Source organism: Enterococcus mundtii (genome assembly GCF_013394305.1).
Taxonomy (GTDB): Bacteria; Bacillota; Bacilli; order Lactobacillales; family Enterococcaceae; genus Enterococcus_B; species Enterococcus_B pernyi.
Genome location: NZ_AP019810.1, coordinates 294,934 through 309,912, shown reverse-complemented (window position 1 = coordinate 309,912; position 14,979 = coordinate 294,934). Strand labels below are relative to the sequence as shown.

Here is a 14,979-nt window from a genome sequence, read left to right as displayed (position 1 = left end):
ATTTTCCTTTACGGTTATAAGTCTTGTTGAGGTAGCGTGTGCCAGCCGATGAATGGCGCACAAGGTGGCAATGGAATCTTTAATTAGAGCCATATTGATGAGGAATCAGGATAGAAGGTTTCTAACTTTCATTAAGGACTAGGTTTTCCGTTTTGACTGCACATGCAGTAGGGCATTGAAAACATTGGACTAAGTTCCGCTTAATGATTGAAGGGTGTTTATTTTGATGAATCAGATTATTTTCGTTAACCATGTCGTGAGGACACGTTGAAAATAATTGCCAGATTTGACTGAGTAAAAAAGTCAAAGAAAGCTCAATAAAAGGAGGAGTGTTGTACACCGTATGTCGTAGGTCTATCTAACGTGCCGCGATACAAGAAATTGTTAGCCGTTGAAGGATGATTCTATGAAACGAATGGATAATAGTTTATTTCATAGCGTAAGCGAACTTTTAAACTATTGTCAGCAGAACTCTGCATATTCTACTACGATGAATAAAAGAATCAATAAATGATCAGTCAAGAAAGATTGCTACGATAATTACATGAACTAATAGAATTTTTCTTTTGAAAAGAAGGGCACAACTGGAAGTATTCTGGTTGTGCTTTTTTGTTACTAAAAAACAGAAATTTCAACTAAAAAAAGAAGAGGTTGGGATAAATGTGGTTGAATGAAAAGAAACCAGAATTTGATTTTAAAGTAATCAATGGAATCCAAGTGAACAATATATTAAGTGAGAAGGCATTAACCTACAGATTCTTAACTGAAACAGGGCATATTCAAACAATTGATAAGGAAACTGGGAAAGTTTTGAAGTCTGAAATAGATAAACGCATTTGTGATCCAGCCGATTTAATATGAATAAGTAACAAAAAATCAGCGCAATTAGAAGTATTCTAGTTGTGCTTTTTTATATTCTCAATAACGAGGTGAAAAAATGTCAAAGAAAATTGAAACAATCCAGGAACTTGAAGAACATTGGATTTGTTTAGAAAAAGAATTTTATGATCGTATTGATCAAGCCATTTACAAAGCAGGTATTGATAAAGAAGAACATTCTGAAGAAATTCACCATGCAAAACTTCGGGTAGAAAAAGCTATGAACAAGCGGTTAGTTACGCTGCATGAAAAATTTTGGGATGAAGGACTAGATGATAAGCTGGTCCAAAGTTATTTTCAAAAAGCTGAAATGTCCTACAGAAAACCGATCAATGATTTTATTACGAAAACACTAAACAATGGTTATCTTTGGGGGTAGTGTAAACAATTAATCAAGAGAGGAAAATAAGATGAGTATTGTATTATCTAAACCGAGGACATACGCTACTTTACATTCTGTGGTTACTAAGAATGTGTTACAAGGTGTCATTGCACAGATGGAAGAAGAAAAGATAGAAATTGAAGGATGGATCTTAGACGAGCGACCATTAGTAACAATTTTCTGTTTTTATCAGCCTGAAACAAATCAAGCTTTTGATATTGTAATCAATGAAGCAGGGAATCTTGTACCGTATTATTCAGGAGAAGACGACGAAAACGGGATTAATTCGTTTCCTGCAAACACGATTAAAGAAGCGATTGAAAAATATATGATTGAGTAACTCGCCTTCTTAAATAATAAAAAAGGAGTTGATAATTTTTGAGTGACTATTATATTATGATTGCTGCATTAATTGTTTCTTTTTGTGGAGTAATTTATGGAATCAAAGAAAATGAGCGAGATGTTTATTTTTTTTGCTTTGTATTATTTTCGCTTGAATTGACGATGATGTACCTACTTCTTAAATAAAGAATAAAATATAAGGAATAATTGTATAACCAAATATGCTATAACAAAAATATATTCCGCATATGCAACTAAGAAATTCTGAATTTTAAATCGATATAATTTGTGATGGACTCTAAAGTTTGGAGTTCGAGGTTTAAGCCCTACAGTTTTTCTTGTTCGGTTTAACTCAATATAATAATTTTTAGAAAAGTCCTGATATATTTTATTGATTTCTTTTGAAGTTAAAGGTTTTCTGTTTTGTTGTGTTAGCTTTTCTAAAGGTATCAACAAGGAATCAGAAATATAGAACAATAAATTTTCATTATTTAATGTATTGTACAACTCAGATAAGTTTCGAATAATTTCTTTTCTATTATCTGATGTGACATTTACAAATAGATTACACTCAATATTTTTGTAAAAGGGAATAAAAATTTTTTCTATTAGGTTAGAAGAGAAGCTTTGAACAATTGAGAGTGAGTGCATCTTCTTAGAATTGTAGATTCCCCAAAATACATTGAATGTTCCAAAAATGAAATTTAAGACAGTAATATCCATAATATGGCACCTCTATGCTAGTTTGAATTTTAATTAATTATAACAAAAAGAAAATGAAAGAAGGTAAAACATTTGGCAAACCGTATTCAAGAAATTGCCTTAACTGAAAAACAGTTAGGTAAGAAAATCAAAGCAGTATTCAATATGGAACGTGATATGTACGTGAACGGAAATCAGTTGAGAGGACGTATTTTTACAGCTTCAAGTGCTGAGCAACGTGATTTTGAGATCTATGTACCCAATTTAAGAAACTCGCAATCATTTGTGGGGAGAAAAGAAATTCGTCTGATCGAACCTGTTGTACGTGTAAACGCAAAACGAAATAATATTGGTAACAGTCGTTCGTTGGATCTGGTTGTTTATGCGAAACGTTTAGAAGTAGTGCAAGGGGGATAATGAAAATGGGTTTAACATTTGAAAATAATACGATTCAGAATTTTGATGTTCAAGCAACTTTTGGAACAATGAATTTTCTTGAAGTAGATCAAATTTTTGAAAGAGATGAAGAAAATCGGGTAACTGATACAGTACGTGAGCAACGTGTAACTGTTTATTCCGAAAAGTTAAACGATCAAATCGAAATTGCGATCACACCAGATTACAAAGTAGAAGGCATTGAATATGATGACAGAATCGAACTGACTGGTGAAGTGACTGCGTTAGCTTGGTTAAGTACGTATGAGGGCTATAACAATACGATCCAGTCGGAACAAGCCTTTAAAATTCGAGCTGCCGGTATTAAGAAGTTTGGTATTACTCGGACTGTTGCTCCAATCAAAGAGAAAAAAGAAAGCTAGTACAATACTACAGATTATAGAAAGACTTCTTTTAACTTATCATCTAAAAATTTGAAAAAGGATTTTATAATGCAGAATAATTTATTTACACATATACTGTTTTTGATAGGTTTTATTGGATTAACGTATGAATGCTATTCGCAAGATGAATCAGGTGAAACATATGTAAAGGTCCTACTATTTATATTAGCTATAGGAGTTATTTATAGCTATTTAAGAAATGTATTATAAAAGTAATATAAGTATAGGGTTATAATTATTGTAATTGGTAATAAATATGAATACTTTATAACCAGCCATTGAATCTTATATTTGTATAAATTATGGTGAATTCTAAAATAAGGTGTTCTATTTCTTAATCCAACTATTTTTCTAAATTTATTTAATTCAAAATAATAATCTCTAGAAAATTGTTGATACTTCTTATTAAACTCTTTTTTATCAAAGTAACTTGATTTAGAGATATCAATTGTTTCTTCCAACGATACTAATAATCTATCAGATATGTAAAAAAGTAAATTTTTATTTTTTAATTGATCATACAATTCTATTAGATTGGAAGATATCAGTTCTTTATTATCCTCAGTAATAGCTATAAATAAATGACACTCAATTTTCAAATAATATGGTTTGAAAATCTCATCGATCAAAATAGGAGCAAATTTTTGGTTTGCTTCGATAATTCTAATTTTATTAGTATTGTAGGCTACCCATATTAAATTTACAGCTAATAAAAAAACATTCATTAATTCAGTATTCATAGACATAACTCCTTATATAATTATTTGAGATAATTATATCAAAAATAAAATTTCAAAAGATGAACTTTTGCAAATAAGTGAGTTTACTCTTTAGCTATTACTAAAAACAGAAAATTGCCTGAACGTATACAATACCATATAATGAAATCAAAGATAGAACGTGAAAGGAGTGCTATAAGATGGTATTGACGGTAAAAGAAATCGAGCAGCGTGTAAAGCCTGTTGCTGAAAAATACGAAGTTCCAGTCGTTTATATTTTTGGATCATACGCAAGGAATGAAGCGACCAATGAAAGTGATATTGATTTCTTGGTAGGAACGGAAGGCATGCCAGAAGAATATCGTTGGTTAGTCTATAGTGACTTCTTTGAAGAGTTAAAAAAAGCGGTGGATCATGAGATCGATCTAGTAGAGATTGAAGCACTAGCAAATACAAATCCAACAACAATTCAAAAGAATTTTACAAAACAAGTAATGGAGGAGCGATTAAAAATATTTGAAAAATAAAATGAAAGCAGATTTGCGTATTTTATATGGATCATTGACTTATTGTGATGACATCGAGCAAACACTCAATCGTTTTGATAGAAACTACGAAGTTTTTATCAATGATCGAGTGTTTTTTCATGCAGTCAGTATGTCTTTGATGCAAGTGGGGGAAATGTCTAATAAGTTATCCGATACATTTAAAGAAGAAACGAGTAAGGAGGTAGACTGGCGGAGCCTTAAATACATTCGCAATTTATTTGCACACGCTTATAGTAATGTAAATGAGCGGACAGTATGGGAATTTGCGACGGTATTTATACCTGTCTATGCGACATTTTGCCGTTTAAAAATAAAACAATTGGTAAGAATGACATAAAAAAAGCAGCCACAAAGGGCTGCAAGAGAAAGGAGAAATGAAAAAAAGTGTTTAGGAGTTTGTTTGGTATGTTGTAAGAATAGTCGATCAAACTTAATTGAACCTTAAATGAGAATCGAAAAAATAGAAATAAGGTGAGTAATTGCTAAAACAAATAATTCATTATCGTGGGAAAAGAATTCGCTACTTCAAAAGAAATCTGTTAGCACTATATCAAGTGCTATTTTTTATGCCTTATTTAGGTGTTTTAAGCTACTTCATCGGTTATCAATGGATTTACCCTTTGATTGGACAAAAGGCGAGAAACTGGCAAATATACGTGTTACCTGTAGTGATCCTCTTAGGTATATCTTTAGTAGGTATAACCATTAATTTCATTTTCATTCGCTTATCAATTGTTCGTTCAGGATACTTTTCACGTGTCGAGCAACAACAACTTCTTGCTCGAATGATTCTTGACAATGGGTATTACACGAAAAAACAAGTGAAGACGTCTAATAATGGGAAAACCAAAGAGAAGATCAAGTTTCCAAAGGTTTATTATAAAGCGAAGAAAGGAAGTATTTTTGTCTCGTTTGAGACTGCAGGAAATAAATTCCAGGATAAATTTGAAACAATTGGCGGGTTTTTAGAAACAACTTTTCATGCGGATAATATTGCGAAAGTAGATGAGAAAGGATTTGTTACTTACGAGTTAGTGACAGATGTCTATTCACAACGGATTTCAATCACAGAAATGCAAGCGGATAAAGGAAAAGTCCAATTGATGAAAAACTTATATTGGCATTTTGATAAAGATCCGCATTTATTGCTTGGCGGAGGTACCGGAGGTGGTAAAACATTTACACTTTTAGCTTTGATTTATGCGCTTTGTCGAGTAGCGGATATTGAGATTTGTGATCCTAAGAATAGTGATCTGATGGCTCTAAACCGTATTCCAATGTTTGCAGGGAGAGTCCATACAGGTAAAACCGATATCATCAATTGTTTGAGAAATACCGTTGAATTGATGGAAGCTCGCTTTGAAATGATGAATCATAGTGAAGAGTTTAAGATGGGAAAGAATTATGCGTACTATGGTTTAAAACCAAAGTTTGTCATTATCGATGAATTTGCTGCTTTTCGAGCGGAGATCGGAACGGACTATAAGTCGGACGGTGAAGTGGACGAATATCTGACTCAACTGATTTTAAAAGCTCGACAGTGTGGCATATATTTTTTATTGTTGCGATGCAGCGACCAGATGGCGAGTTTATAAAAACAGCTTTACGTGATCAATTTATGTTTCGCATGTCTGTTGGAAGATTATCTGAAGCAGGTATATTGATGATTTTTGGGGATGAGAATAAAAATAAAAAGTTTAAGTTCGTAGAGAAAATTCTTGGGCAAAAAGTGTATGGTCGAGGATATGCAGCACAAGGCGGAAGTACTGCCCAAGAACTCTATTCTCCGCAAGTACCAATGACGTTTGACTTTATCTATGAGTTTATCAAGATAAATGATGAGTTAGGATTTCAACCAATTGAAGCTGAAACCAAAGAAGAACTTTCTACGACGATCGCTAAACATGTAGACAAAGAAGCATTAGCGGAAATGGATGAAGAAGCGAAGTCAAAGAATGATTTATTGAATAAATTAACCGACAAGTATGTTGCGTAGAAAGGGGCAACTAATGTTTTCTTTTGAAGAAATATATAAGGAGCTAGGTGAAGTAATCGCACTGAAAACATTAAAGAGTTGGGCAATCAAAATAGAGAAAGTAACAGATAGAAAGTTTCAAAGAAGATACGCAAAAAATACAGCAAATCATACGTATAGCTATAAAGTTTTCTCTAGAGGGGATTTACTTGATTTTAAGCAACTTATTTTATTAAGAAAAGAACATGTTCCGCTGGATGAAGCGATTGAACTAGCTTTTGGTTCGGAGGAATGGAAGAAGTTTCAGGCGAATAAAAAGGAATTAATCGAGATGAAACAAGACTTGAAGTCTTTGCTTGAACTGAGCAAAGAGATTATTGCGGATAATTCCTATTTAAAACAAAAACTAGAGGCAATGGAACAAAGGTAGCTATACGCCTATCTATTTCAGGGATAGTTGCTGTAGTAAGTGTGGGCGGGTGAGCGTAGCGAACCCACACCCGCTCACACTTCTAGCAACTGTTATATCCCTGATCAAATAAAAAGGCGTGAGGTGGGCGAATGCCCACCTCAACGAATGAACCCCCCTTTTATAACATGGGGGTAGAATTTAACATGCCGATATAAAAAGTGTCGTTTATCCCTTGGGGCACAAGGGGTACAGCGATTTGGTTTTTGTCACATAAATGGACGGAAGTTGTCACATTTATTGAAAGTAGTTGGTAATCGTTGCGAGGTATTGAGTTAAAGCGATTCCGTAAAGAATTAGGACTGAAACAGCAAGAATTAGCTGATAAATTGCATATCGAACGTAGTTTGATTTCAAAAATTGAGAATGGCAAACGTGCAATTTCCAAAGAATTGGCTGAAAAAGTGAGTGAGGTTCTTCATCTTGATGGTGGGAAAGCCTCGGTGGAAGCAAAAATCGATTTTTTAAGAGTGCGTTTTAAAACAATGGATGTCCAAACGGTTATTCGTAAGTTACTCCACATGGATATGAATTGGTTCACCCATGAAGCTCGAGGGTTTTATCACTATACCGAAACATTTTCGTATGGTTCGATTCGGCTGTTTCGGAATCCAGAAAATATAAATATGGGAATCATGCTTGATTTATCTGGTGAAGGTTGTCGGCAACTGGAAGAAGTTTTTGAAGAGGATCATGATCGGACATGGACAGAGTTTTTTCGCTCTTTATACGATGATGATATTTTTGGCAAAGGCTTGGTTGTCGACACAAAAATCACCCGAATTGACATTGCACTAGATGAATTGATTGTTAAAGGACAGCCGAATTTTGATTTATACAAGTTAAAAGAAAAGATGGAAGCTGGTTTGATTGGCACAACCTTCAAAAATTTCGATTTTAGTGGGGGCTATTCATTTGAGAAAGGACAAAAAGTGAATAAAGGCTTGTCTCTTTATTTTGGAAGTCGTCAATCTCCACTTTACTTTAACTTTTATCAAAAAGATTATGAAATAGCTCGTAAAGAAGGTCTATCAATTGAGAAAGCGAGAGAGATCCATGAAATTAAGAACCGTTATGAAATCCGGCTTTCTGATGAGAAGGCCTTTTTGTTTGTCGAATACTTTTTATCGACTGGTGAGAGTTTAGATTGGTTAGTCAAAGAGATTATTAACGCTTCACTTGTTGTTTATGAAATCGAAGATGGGGTGCGCGTTTATTGTAAAGAATGGTACAACGTCATTGATAAGCTAGAAGGTTTACGTTTATCTGTTCAAGGTGAAAAGCCTTCGATAGAAAAGACATTACGGTGGTTATCAAACTATTTAGCGCCTTCCCTAAAAATGATCAAGCTAATTGATTCACGCTTAGGCACGAATGAGTTGATGGAACGGATCGAATTTGCAGAATTAAAAGAAAAGCATGAAGAACTGATTGAACAAGTCTGTGTCGGTGCGAAGGACTTGTTGCTGACAAGTGAAAACAATCTTGGACTAAGAGATTATATGAAAAAAGAATTTCATTTAGAAAACGAATATGTGTAGTAGGAGGGTAAAGAATGACAAGCAGAGAATTTATTGAAAATCATTTGATCAAAATGATCGTAAAAGAAACTGAAAAGTTAACTAAGGCGATTAATGACATTATAAAAATCAAAAAAATAATTGAGGGTTTAGATGAAAGTAAGAAACTAACTATTCCAGTGTTAACTTCTAAAGTGAATGATTCTGAAGGGGAAATTCATTTTAGAGAAACTGCCTATCGTCGAATCGATAGCCTTTATGAGATCCACAGAAGGAACTTAACGAATAAAGAATGGGCATTGTGGAATGAATACTTCGAAAAGAAAAACGAATTCGCAATTCAAGTCGCCAAATTCCAAGAGTTTGCTTCAAAGTATCGTTTTTTTCTACCAAATAATGCCCAAGATATACAAGAAAGAGTACGAAAAACACTTGCTAAAAAGGGATTTTTAGTAGATGGGTATTTTGAAGGAGACTACGAGACTTGGATTGGTGTTTATGCTCGTCCAAAAGAGAAGCCGACTTATTTAGATCCTAAAGATGGAGAAGCAGCAGATCTACAAAATCAATATCGAGTCGATGGATTTAAGCAAGATTTTTCAGAATGGTTTGAATGGGAAATAAAAAATAATGAATTGGTGAGTGAAGTATAGGAGGAGAATATGGTAGAAAATAAAATTAATGTTGCAAGGATTGACTCAATCCTATCAAATTATTTGGAACAGAAAATTGGTGAACTAAGAGCTCATTATTTATTAACAATTGATGCCAGTGGTGTTTTTCGACCAGATCTCGATTATAAATCGATTAAGATTGAAACTTTTAAGAGGTTTGAAGAACGTATAACGTTACTTTGGAAAAAGAATAGCTCGATTATTTTTGACAGTTTACCGATAAATGCTACACAAGTAAGAGTAGAACATGAATGTTATAGGGTTTTCTGTAAAGTAATCTATCCAGAATATAAAGAGTTTGTAGAAAAAAATTTAAAAAAATTAGAAAAATAGAAAGAATATTTTCTTAGAATGTTTTATGTATTAAGTAAGTGAGAGGTAAAAATGAACTTAATAAAATTAGGAGAACCTATAAAACTAGGAAAATTTTTATTTCAGTATGAAGAAATGATTCGACATGTTTTGAATGAGTTATCATTCGTTGATTTAAACGATCCAAAAGTAAAAATTTTGCTTAAAGCAGAATTAAGAAGAGCAGAAAATTCTTTTTATACCTTTTATGAACGGAACCGAAGAGAGCCAGATTATGCTTATTTACAAGAAATGGTAACGAATTTTGGTGTCAATCGAATCCAGTATTTTCAACCTGAAATGAATATACTTTCCTTAGATAATTTTGTGCATGGTCATATTGAAAGGTTAAAACTAGATAAATTGTTGTCCGGTCTTGTGTTTGATTCGCAAGACCTTATTTTTGTTGAAAAATACGAGCGTCAACGTGCTACAGCATACTTTGAAGCGAATGACGTGTATTTGCGTGGCTATGAACAGGAACGTATTTCAATCAATACGATGTCACAGCAGATTGGCTATAAAAAAATGAAGGAAGAGTTTTTAAATGATCCATTGCTTGCTTCTTTTAGGAAAAAGTAAGGAGGGATTTGATGCCTTTTTCAGAAACACTGTCTGTCATATTGAAAAGAGATTATGGATTTAATATCTTTACTGCTACACCAATCAAAAGAGAATACGAAGTGTATGAAGCTGTACAAAAACGACTAAAGCGAAAGGATCTTCCATTTCGTCCAATCGTGGATATTTGCTACGAAAGACGATTGACAAGGCACACCTATTTATTTGTAGAAGCAATCTGTGTTCGAAATGCACATGATGTTGTGATCAGAAAACAATACAGTTTTTATAAAGCTTCCTACTATTTTGGAGATACCCCTAAAAATGTAAAAGTATATTGTGCAAATGGTACCTATAAAGATGTGTTAAAAGCCATAAAAAAATTTAATTTCTTAAGATAACAAGATCGATTTAAAACAATTGTAAAGAAAATAACAATATAAATATGGTAAGTTTTAGAAAACGTTCACAAAAGGGAGGAAATAATGAATAAAAAAGTGCAAATTGGTATTGTTAGTATGGTATTGATTACCTTATGTGGTATTGGGTTCTATTTTTTGAGTGAAACAAGTTATCAAAAAAAAGTAGAAGTGGCAGCAAGTGAACTATCATCAAATGAAAAGAAGTTAAAACAGATCCAAGTAGAATTATCCGCTAGTTATACAGATGACTCCAAACAGTTTCTAAAAGAAGAAGTGACTCAGGAGAAAATTAGTTCATTAGTTGAACATCTGGAAGTTTATGAAAAAGCGAATAAGAAAACGGACAAATTACTAGCAGATCTACGGAAAAATGATCAAAAGAAATATCAGTTAAATGTCAATAACGTTTCCTCAATTAAGAATGAACTACAAGCAGTACAAAGAAAATTAAATGGGAAACAGTCTGTCAATGGACTATTTCAAAAACCTTATCTAATTGGTGCTGAAAGCAACCAAGATGTAATAATTATTGATGATTTGTCTGAGGACCAATTGAAGGATGTCAGAGATATTTATTACCAAAAGGAGATAAAAGTAGAACAAGGTTTTGAGGACGTCCTGAATGAAGGACTTGATCTAGCGACTGAACAAGTTGATCAAATCAATAAAACAAATAAAATGCTGGAAGAGTTGTATAAAGATGGCAAAGCAACTGATCAAGTAGATCATGAAAAATATGAGGCTTTGAAAAAAGAAGTTGAGTTGATTAAAAATGAGAAAGCGAAAAAGTCTTTTAATAATCCTTTAAAAGTGATTGAAGAGAACGTAAAAGAACGTGAAGCTTTAGCAGAACAGGAGAAGGCAGCTGCAGAGGAAGCACAACGTCAACAAGAAACTGTAAAAGAAGAAATTGCCCTAACTGAAACAGCTGAAAACCAAACTCAATCAACTGAACCTGTACCAGCTCCAATCGAAGAAGTTCCAATAGTAGAAACACCAAATATTCAACCAGTTACCCCAGTAACGCCCCCTACTAATTCAGGGAGTGGTGGATCGAGTAACTCAAATTCTACAGGAGGTAACAGCACTGCAGGAAATGGTACACTAGGAAACGGGTCTGGAAATACTAGTGGCGGGAATACAGGAAATACCACGACACCTGAGCCGCCACAAGCACCGTATGCGTTGAATCCTTACACTGGAAGTGGAACGTTCTATGCGACTTATGAAGCAGCAAATAGCGCAGGTAGAGCAGCAACAGATATAAACGGGTATCGTATTATTACAGAGTTTTGGTCGGATGGTACTGAAAAATATTATTTAGAGTTCTATTAATTATATAAAAGTAAAATAAGCTAACCAAGGGAATGATTTCTCTTGGTTTTTTCTAATAGGAGATGAATTAAAATAAGCAGATACTGTCGAAGCACTTCAATCATTGAAGGCTTTTTCTTTTGTAAAAAATATAAGGAGAACATACATGAAAAAATTTCAAATCAAATTAAGAATCTGGTTCATTATTGGTATGCTTTTAACTTCATTTTTAGGTCAAGGTTTATTAGCTGTTGCAACAACCATTGAAACTAACGATCAAACTATTCAATTAGAAAATGAAGCAGTCAATGATCAAGAAAAAGTAAATGACTTTTTAAAGAAAAACAAGTTAGTACAAGGTCAAGATGGAAAACTTTATACAACTACCGCAGAAAATTATAGCGAGACTCCAATTAGTGAGATGCTTAATTTTGATAGTAAACTTCGAGCAGGAGACAGCATTGTCTATGTAGATCCTAGTACAAACGTAGCGAATATTGATATTCAATTATCCAATGGAAATAGAGAATACGGTTGGTACGGTAAGCGTGTCAATGGAGAAATTGCGATATGTATCGAACAAGGAGTTGCTCTAAATGTTGGCTCAAATGGAGGATATACAGCTGTGTTCCAAAATACCGCATTGATGGAAAGAATATCATTGATTAAGTATTATGGTATCATTGTTACCGGTCATACATTATACAAAGAGATTATGACACAGCTTTTAAGTTGGGAACAACAAGGAATAATGCCACTCAATATGTCTGGAGTACTTTCGATGGCAGATTATCAGGTGTTTAAGTCTGAAGTTATGGCTAACGTGGACAGATTTTATACTAATCCTTCTTTTCAAGGACAAACAGTAACTTTAAAAGTTGGAGAGAGTAAAACGTTAACTGATACAACAGGAGCATTTAACAACTATGAAAGTACTCCTGTTTCAACGCCACAAGGATTATCGATTACTAGACAAGGTAATCAAGTAACTATTACAGCAACTAAAGAGGCACCTACTAGTAGTAAAATTGAATTTCAATACAATATTGATGGTAGCTATAAAGGTGCGATTGTGGTATATGAAAATCCCTATACACAGAATGTGATGTTAGGAAAAGTGAATGATCCAGTTCGTACAAATTTTCAGATCAATGTTCAAAAAAACGGTAATGCAAGAGTCCGCAAAGTGGATCAAACCACCAAGCAACCACTTGCAGGTGCCGTTTTTCGTTTTACTACATCGGATGGTCAGACAAAAGAACTGACAAGTGGAACGGATGGCTATGCGACTTGGAATGATTTATTGGTAGATACAAAGGTGACGATCCAAGAAATCAAAGCGCCGGATGGCTATATTTTAAATTCTAATCCTCAAACACTGACCATCAAGGCAAACGAAACCACAACGATTTCGTTAGACAATCAAGAACAACTAGCAAATTTAACTGTGATCAAAGAAGATGAGGAGACAGGGAATCAGCCACAAGGAGCTGCACAATTAACTGGGGCTGTTTATGAATTAACAAGTGCTGATGGAAAGCTAGCCGGTCGCTTGACGATGGAAGATGTAGATGGGATTTCACAAGCAGAAATTAAAGGACTAAAACTTGGTACCTACTATTTACAAGAAGTAGAGCCACCTGTAGGCTACATTTTAGATCCAACGAAGTATACAGTTAATTTAACTTATGCAGGTCAAAATGAAACAGTAGCGATCCACCAGAAAACAGTGACTGATCGTGTCATTAAAGGTCATATGGAAGGTTATAAATTTGGGTCGAGACCATTAATCCCCAAAACATTTACGGAAATGCTCGAACGATTGACCAACCAATCAGGTGATGTGAAACCGCCGTTAGAGGGTGTGGAGTTAACCGCTACTTCTCATACAACCGGACAGGAATATGTTCAAGTAACAAGTGAGAATGGGTACTTTAAGTTTGAAAACTTGCCTTATGATACCTATACGATCGCGGAAACGCAAGGTGTTGATGGCTATTTATTAATTGAACCTTTTGACGTCACAATCACGGAAGAGGGCTATACTCATTTCTTCTTGTTGGAGGACCGAATCATTGAGTCACGTTTGCATATTGTCAAAGTAGATGAAGAAACTGGAGAAAATATTCCGTATGCTGGCGCTCAGTTCAAAATTTTCGATACATGGGCAAATGGTGGGGAAGGGGCGTTTATTTCAATGGTTCGCCCAAATGATACAGAACAGACAGAAATTTTTGAAACGAATGAAAAAGGAGAAATCGTTACAACGGAAAGTCTTCCTTGGGGTGTTGACCGATATGAACTTCATGAAATGAAAGCGCCTGAAGGGTATGTTCCCTTAGAAGAGCCTTTAGTATTTAGCGTGACAGAAGAGGATGTAAATGCTCTGATTCGCTTAGAAGTACCCAACCGACTAGCTAGACAAACAGTAGAATTGATCAAGCGTGATCGTCTAAATGAGCAACCGTTAGAAAATGTGGCATTTGAATTATACAGAATCGAAAAGGACGAGGAAAATGAAGAAAAAGAAATCTTGATCGATGAGTTTTTGACGGATCAAGAAGGGAAAATCCAAGTGGAAAACTTGCCTTATGGTTCGTATAAATTTATCGAAACAGCACAATTGGATGGATATTTGCCATTGGAAGAGTCAATCGATTTTTCAGTTACAGTGGAAAATGACGGAGAGCTTATTGTACTGGAAGCCTACAATGAACGGGAAGATTTGGTACTAGCTTCGCTCTTTACAGATAGTGATGGAAACAAAGAAATCGATCCAACAATAGACAATCGTTTGAGAGACGTCGTTTGGGTTGAAGGAGAAGCAATCGAGATTGGGCATACTTACACAGTTTTCACTCAATACAAAAATACTAAAACTGGAGAAGTTGTCAGTGAAGACACGTCAACTTACACTGCTAAGAACAAAGAAGATGAATTTGAGGTCTTTTTAGATTTGGCTGCAAATACTTTAAATGATGGTGACCAGTTAACTGCTACGCATATCCTGTACTATGAAGAAGAACAGGAAAACGAAGTAGGGCGAGAAGATGATTTGACCAGTAAAGAACAGACTGTCACATTCAAAACACCAGAGCAGCCAGAGTCTAAGGAAGAGGAGCCGGATAATCCTGAACCAAAACAAATCCAAGAAAGACTGCCAGAAACAGGAAGTGCACGATCTATTCTAAGTGTGTTGGTAGGAATCTTGTTGATTGCATTTGTTGCTTTGATAGGATTAAATAAATATAAAAAATAATGAACAAAGCCATTTCGTTAAAA

19 protein-coding genes are annotated in these 14,979 nt (G+C 34.4%); 17 read left to right on the top strand and 2 right to left on the bottom strand.

The genetic code is table 11. The features are described from left to right. The first annotated feature begins 660 nt into the window (after positions 1–660). The 3 genes from HZ311_RS01465 to HZ311_RS01455 all read left to right on the top strand — a co-directional run bounded on the left by HZ311_RS01465 (position 661) and on the right by HZ311_RS01455 (position 1,601). Positions 661–861 (top strand): hypothetical protein, encoded by a 201-nt coding sequence (locus HZ311_RS01465; protein ID WP_178946435.1) that lies wholly within the window; start codon positions 661–663, stop codon positions 859–861. 76 nt (positions 862–937) lie between these two features. Continuing rightward, entirely contained in the window at positions 938–1,258 is a 321-nt protein-coding gene (locus tag HZ311_RS01460; protein WP_178946434.1) for a hypothetical protein, read from the top strand. A 31-nt stretch (positions 1,259–1,289) separates the two neighbouring features. Beyond that, positions 1,290–1,601 carry a hypothetical protein gene (locus HZ311_RS01455; protein ID WP_178946433.1) on the top strand — a complete coding sequence of 104 codons (312 nt, stop codon included), beginning with the start codon at positions 1,290–1,292 and terminating at the stop codon, positions 1,599–1,601. Positions 1,602–1,774: 173 nt separating this feature from the next. On the opposite strand, the gene HZ311_RS01450 is transcribed toward HZ311_RS01455, so the two are convergent. Next, positions 1,775–2,326, bottom strand: coding sequence for a hypothetical protein (locus HZ311_RS01450; protein WP_178946432.1), 552 nt, complete (start codon positions 2,324–2,326; stop codon positions 1,775–1,777). 72 nt (positions 2,327–2,398) lie between these two features. Here HZ311_RS01450 and HZ311_RS01445 point away from each other — a divergent pair, with 72 nt between their 5' ends. Continuing rightward, entirely contained in the window at positions 2,399–2,722 is a 324-nt protein-coding gene (locus HZ311_RS01445; RefSeq protein ID WP_178946431.1) for a hypothetical protein, read from the top strand. A gap of 5 nt (positions 2,723–2,727) precedes the next feature. Further along, entirely contained in the window at positions 2,728–3,123 is a 396-nt protein-coding gene (locus tag HZ311_RS01440) for a DUF961 family protein (protein ID WP_178946430.1), read from the top strand. 209 nt (positions 3,124–3,332) lie between these two features. Here HZ311_RS01440 and HZ311_RS01435 read toward each other — a convergent pair whose 3' ends face one another. Next, entirely contained in the window at positions 3,333–3,884 is a 552-nt protein-coding gene (locus HZ311_RS01435) for a hypothetical protein (RefSeq protein ID WP_178946429.1), read from the bottom strand. A 179-nt stretch (positions 3,885–4,063) separates the two neighbouring features. Between HZ311_RS01435 and HZ311_RS01430 the strand changes: the two genes are divergently transcribed. The 12 genes from HZ311_RS01430 (at position 4,064) to HZ311_RS01380 (ending at position 14,956) form a co-directional block, all read left to right on the top strand. Next, a complete protein-coding gene (locus HZ311_RS01430) occupies positions 4,064–4,390 on the top strand; it encodes a nucleotidyltransferase family protein (RefSeq protein ID WP_178946428.1) in 327 nt (108 codons plus the stop codon). Beyond that, entirely contained in the window at positions 4,380–4,748 is a 369-nt protein-coding gene (locus tag HZ311_RS01425) for a HepT-like ribonuclease domain-containing protein (protein ID WP_178946427.1), read from the top strand. The genes HZ311_RS01430 and HZ311_RS01425 overlap by 11 nt, the downstream gene beginning before the upstream one ends. A gap of 142 nt (positions 4,749–4,890) precedes the next feature. Beyond that, positions 4,891–6,006, top strand: coding sequence for an FtsK/SpoIIIE domain-containing protein (locus HZ311_RS01420; protein WP_414458091.1), 1,116 nt, complete (start codon positions 4,891–4,893; stop codon positions 6,004–6,006). Then, positions 5,952–6,407 carry a hypothetical protein gene (locus HZ311_RS16020; RefSeq protein ID WP_414458100.1) on the top strand — a complete coding sequence of 152 codons (456 nt, stop codon included), beginning with the start codon at positions 5,952–5,954 and terminating at the stop codon, positions 6,405–6,407. The genes HZ311_RS01420 and HZ311_RS16020 overlap by 55 nt, the downstream gene beginning before the upstream one ends. Positions 6,408–6,420: 13 nt before the next feature. Then, on the top strand, positions 6,421–6,816 hold the full coding sequence (locus tag HZ311_RS01415) for a hypothetical protein (protein WP_178946426.1): 396 nt from the start codon (positions 6,421–6,423) through the stop codon (positions 6,814–6,816). Between the two features lie 299 nt (positions 6,817–7,115). After that, positions 7,116–8,396, top strand: a complete 1,281-nt coding sequence (locus HZ311_RS01410; RefSeq protein WP_178946425.1) for a replication initiation factor domain-containing protein — start codon at positions 7,116–7,118, stop codon at positions 8,394–8,396. Positions 8,397–8,410: 14 nt separating this feature from the next. Then, on the top strand, positions 8,411–9,028 hold the full coding sequence (locus HZ311_RS01405; RefSeq protein WP_178946424.1) for a hypothetical protein: 618 nt from the start codon (positions 8,411–8,413) through the stop codon (positions 9,026–9,028). 9 nt (positions 9,029–9,037) lie between these two features. Then, positions 9,038–9,382 carry a hypothetical protein gene (locus HZ311_RS01400; RefSeq protein ID WP_077151477.1) on the top strand — a complete coding sequence of 115 codons (345 nt, stop codon included), beginning with the start codon at positions 9,038–9,040 and terminating at the stop codon, positions 9,380–9,382. Between the two features lie 51 nt (positions 9,383–9,433). Beyond that, on the top strand, positions 9,434–9,982 hold the full coding sequence (locus tag HZ311_RS01395; RefSeq protein ID WP_178946423.1) for a hypothetical protein: 549 nt from the start codon (positions 9,434–9,436) through the stop codon (positions 9,980–9,982). An 11-nt stretch (positions 9,983–9,993) separates the two neighbouring features. Further along, positions 9,994–10,362, top strand: a complete 369-nt coding sequence (locus HZ311_RS01390; RefSeq protein WP_077151475.1) for a hypothetical protein — start codon at positions 9,994–9,996, stop codon at positions 10,360–10,362. Positions 10,363–10,446: 84 nt separating this feature from the next. After that, positions 10,447–11,718, top strand: coding sequence for a hypothetical protein (locus tag HZ311_RS01385; protein WP_178946422.1), 1,272 nt, complete (start codon positions 10,447–10,449; stop codon positions 11,716–11,718). 145 nt (positions 11,719–11,863) lie between these two features. Then, positions 11,864–14,956, top strand: coding sequence for an LPXTG cell wall anchor domain-containing protein (locus HZ311_RS01380; RefSeq protein ID WP_178946421.1), 3,093 nt, complete (start codon positions 11,864–11,866; stop codon positions 14,954–14,956). Positions 14,957–14,979: the final 23 nt, after the last annotated feature.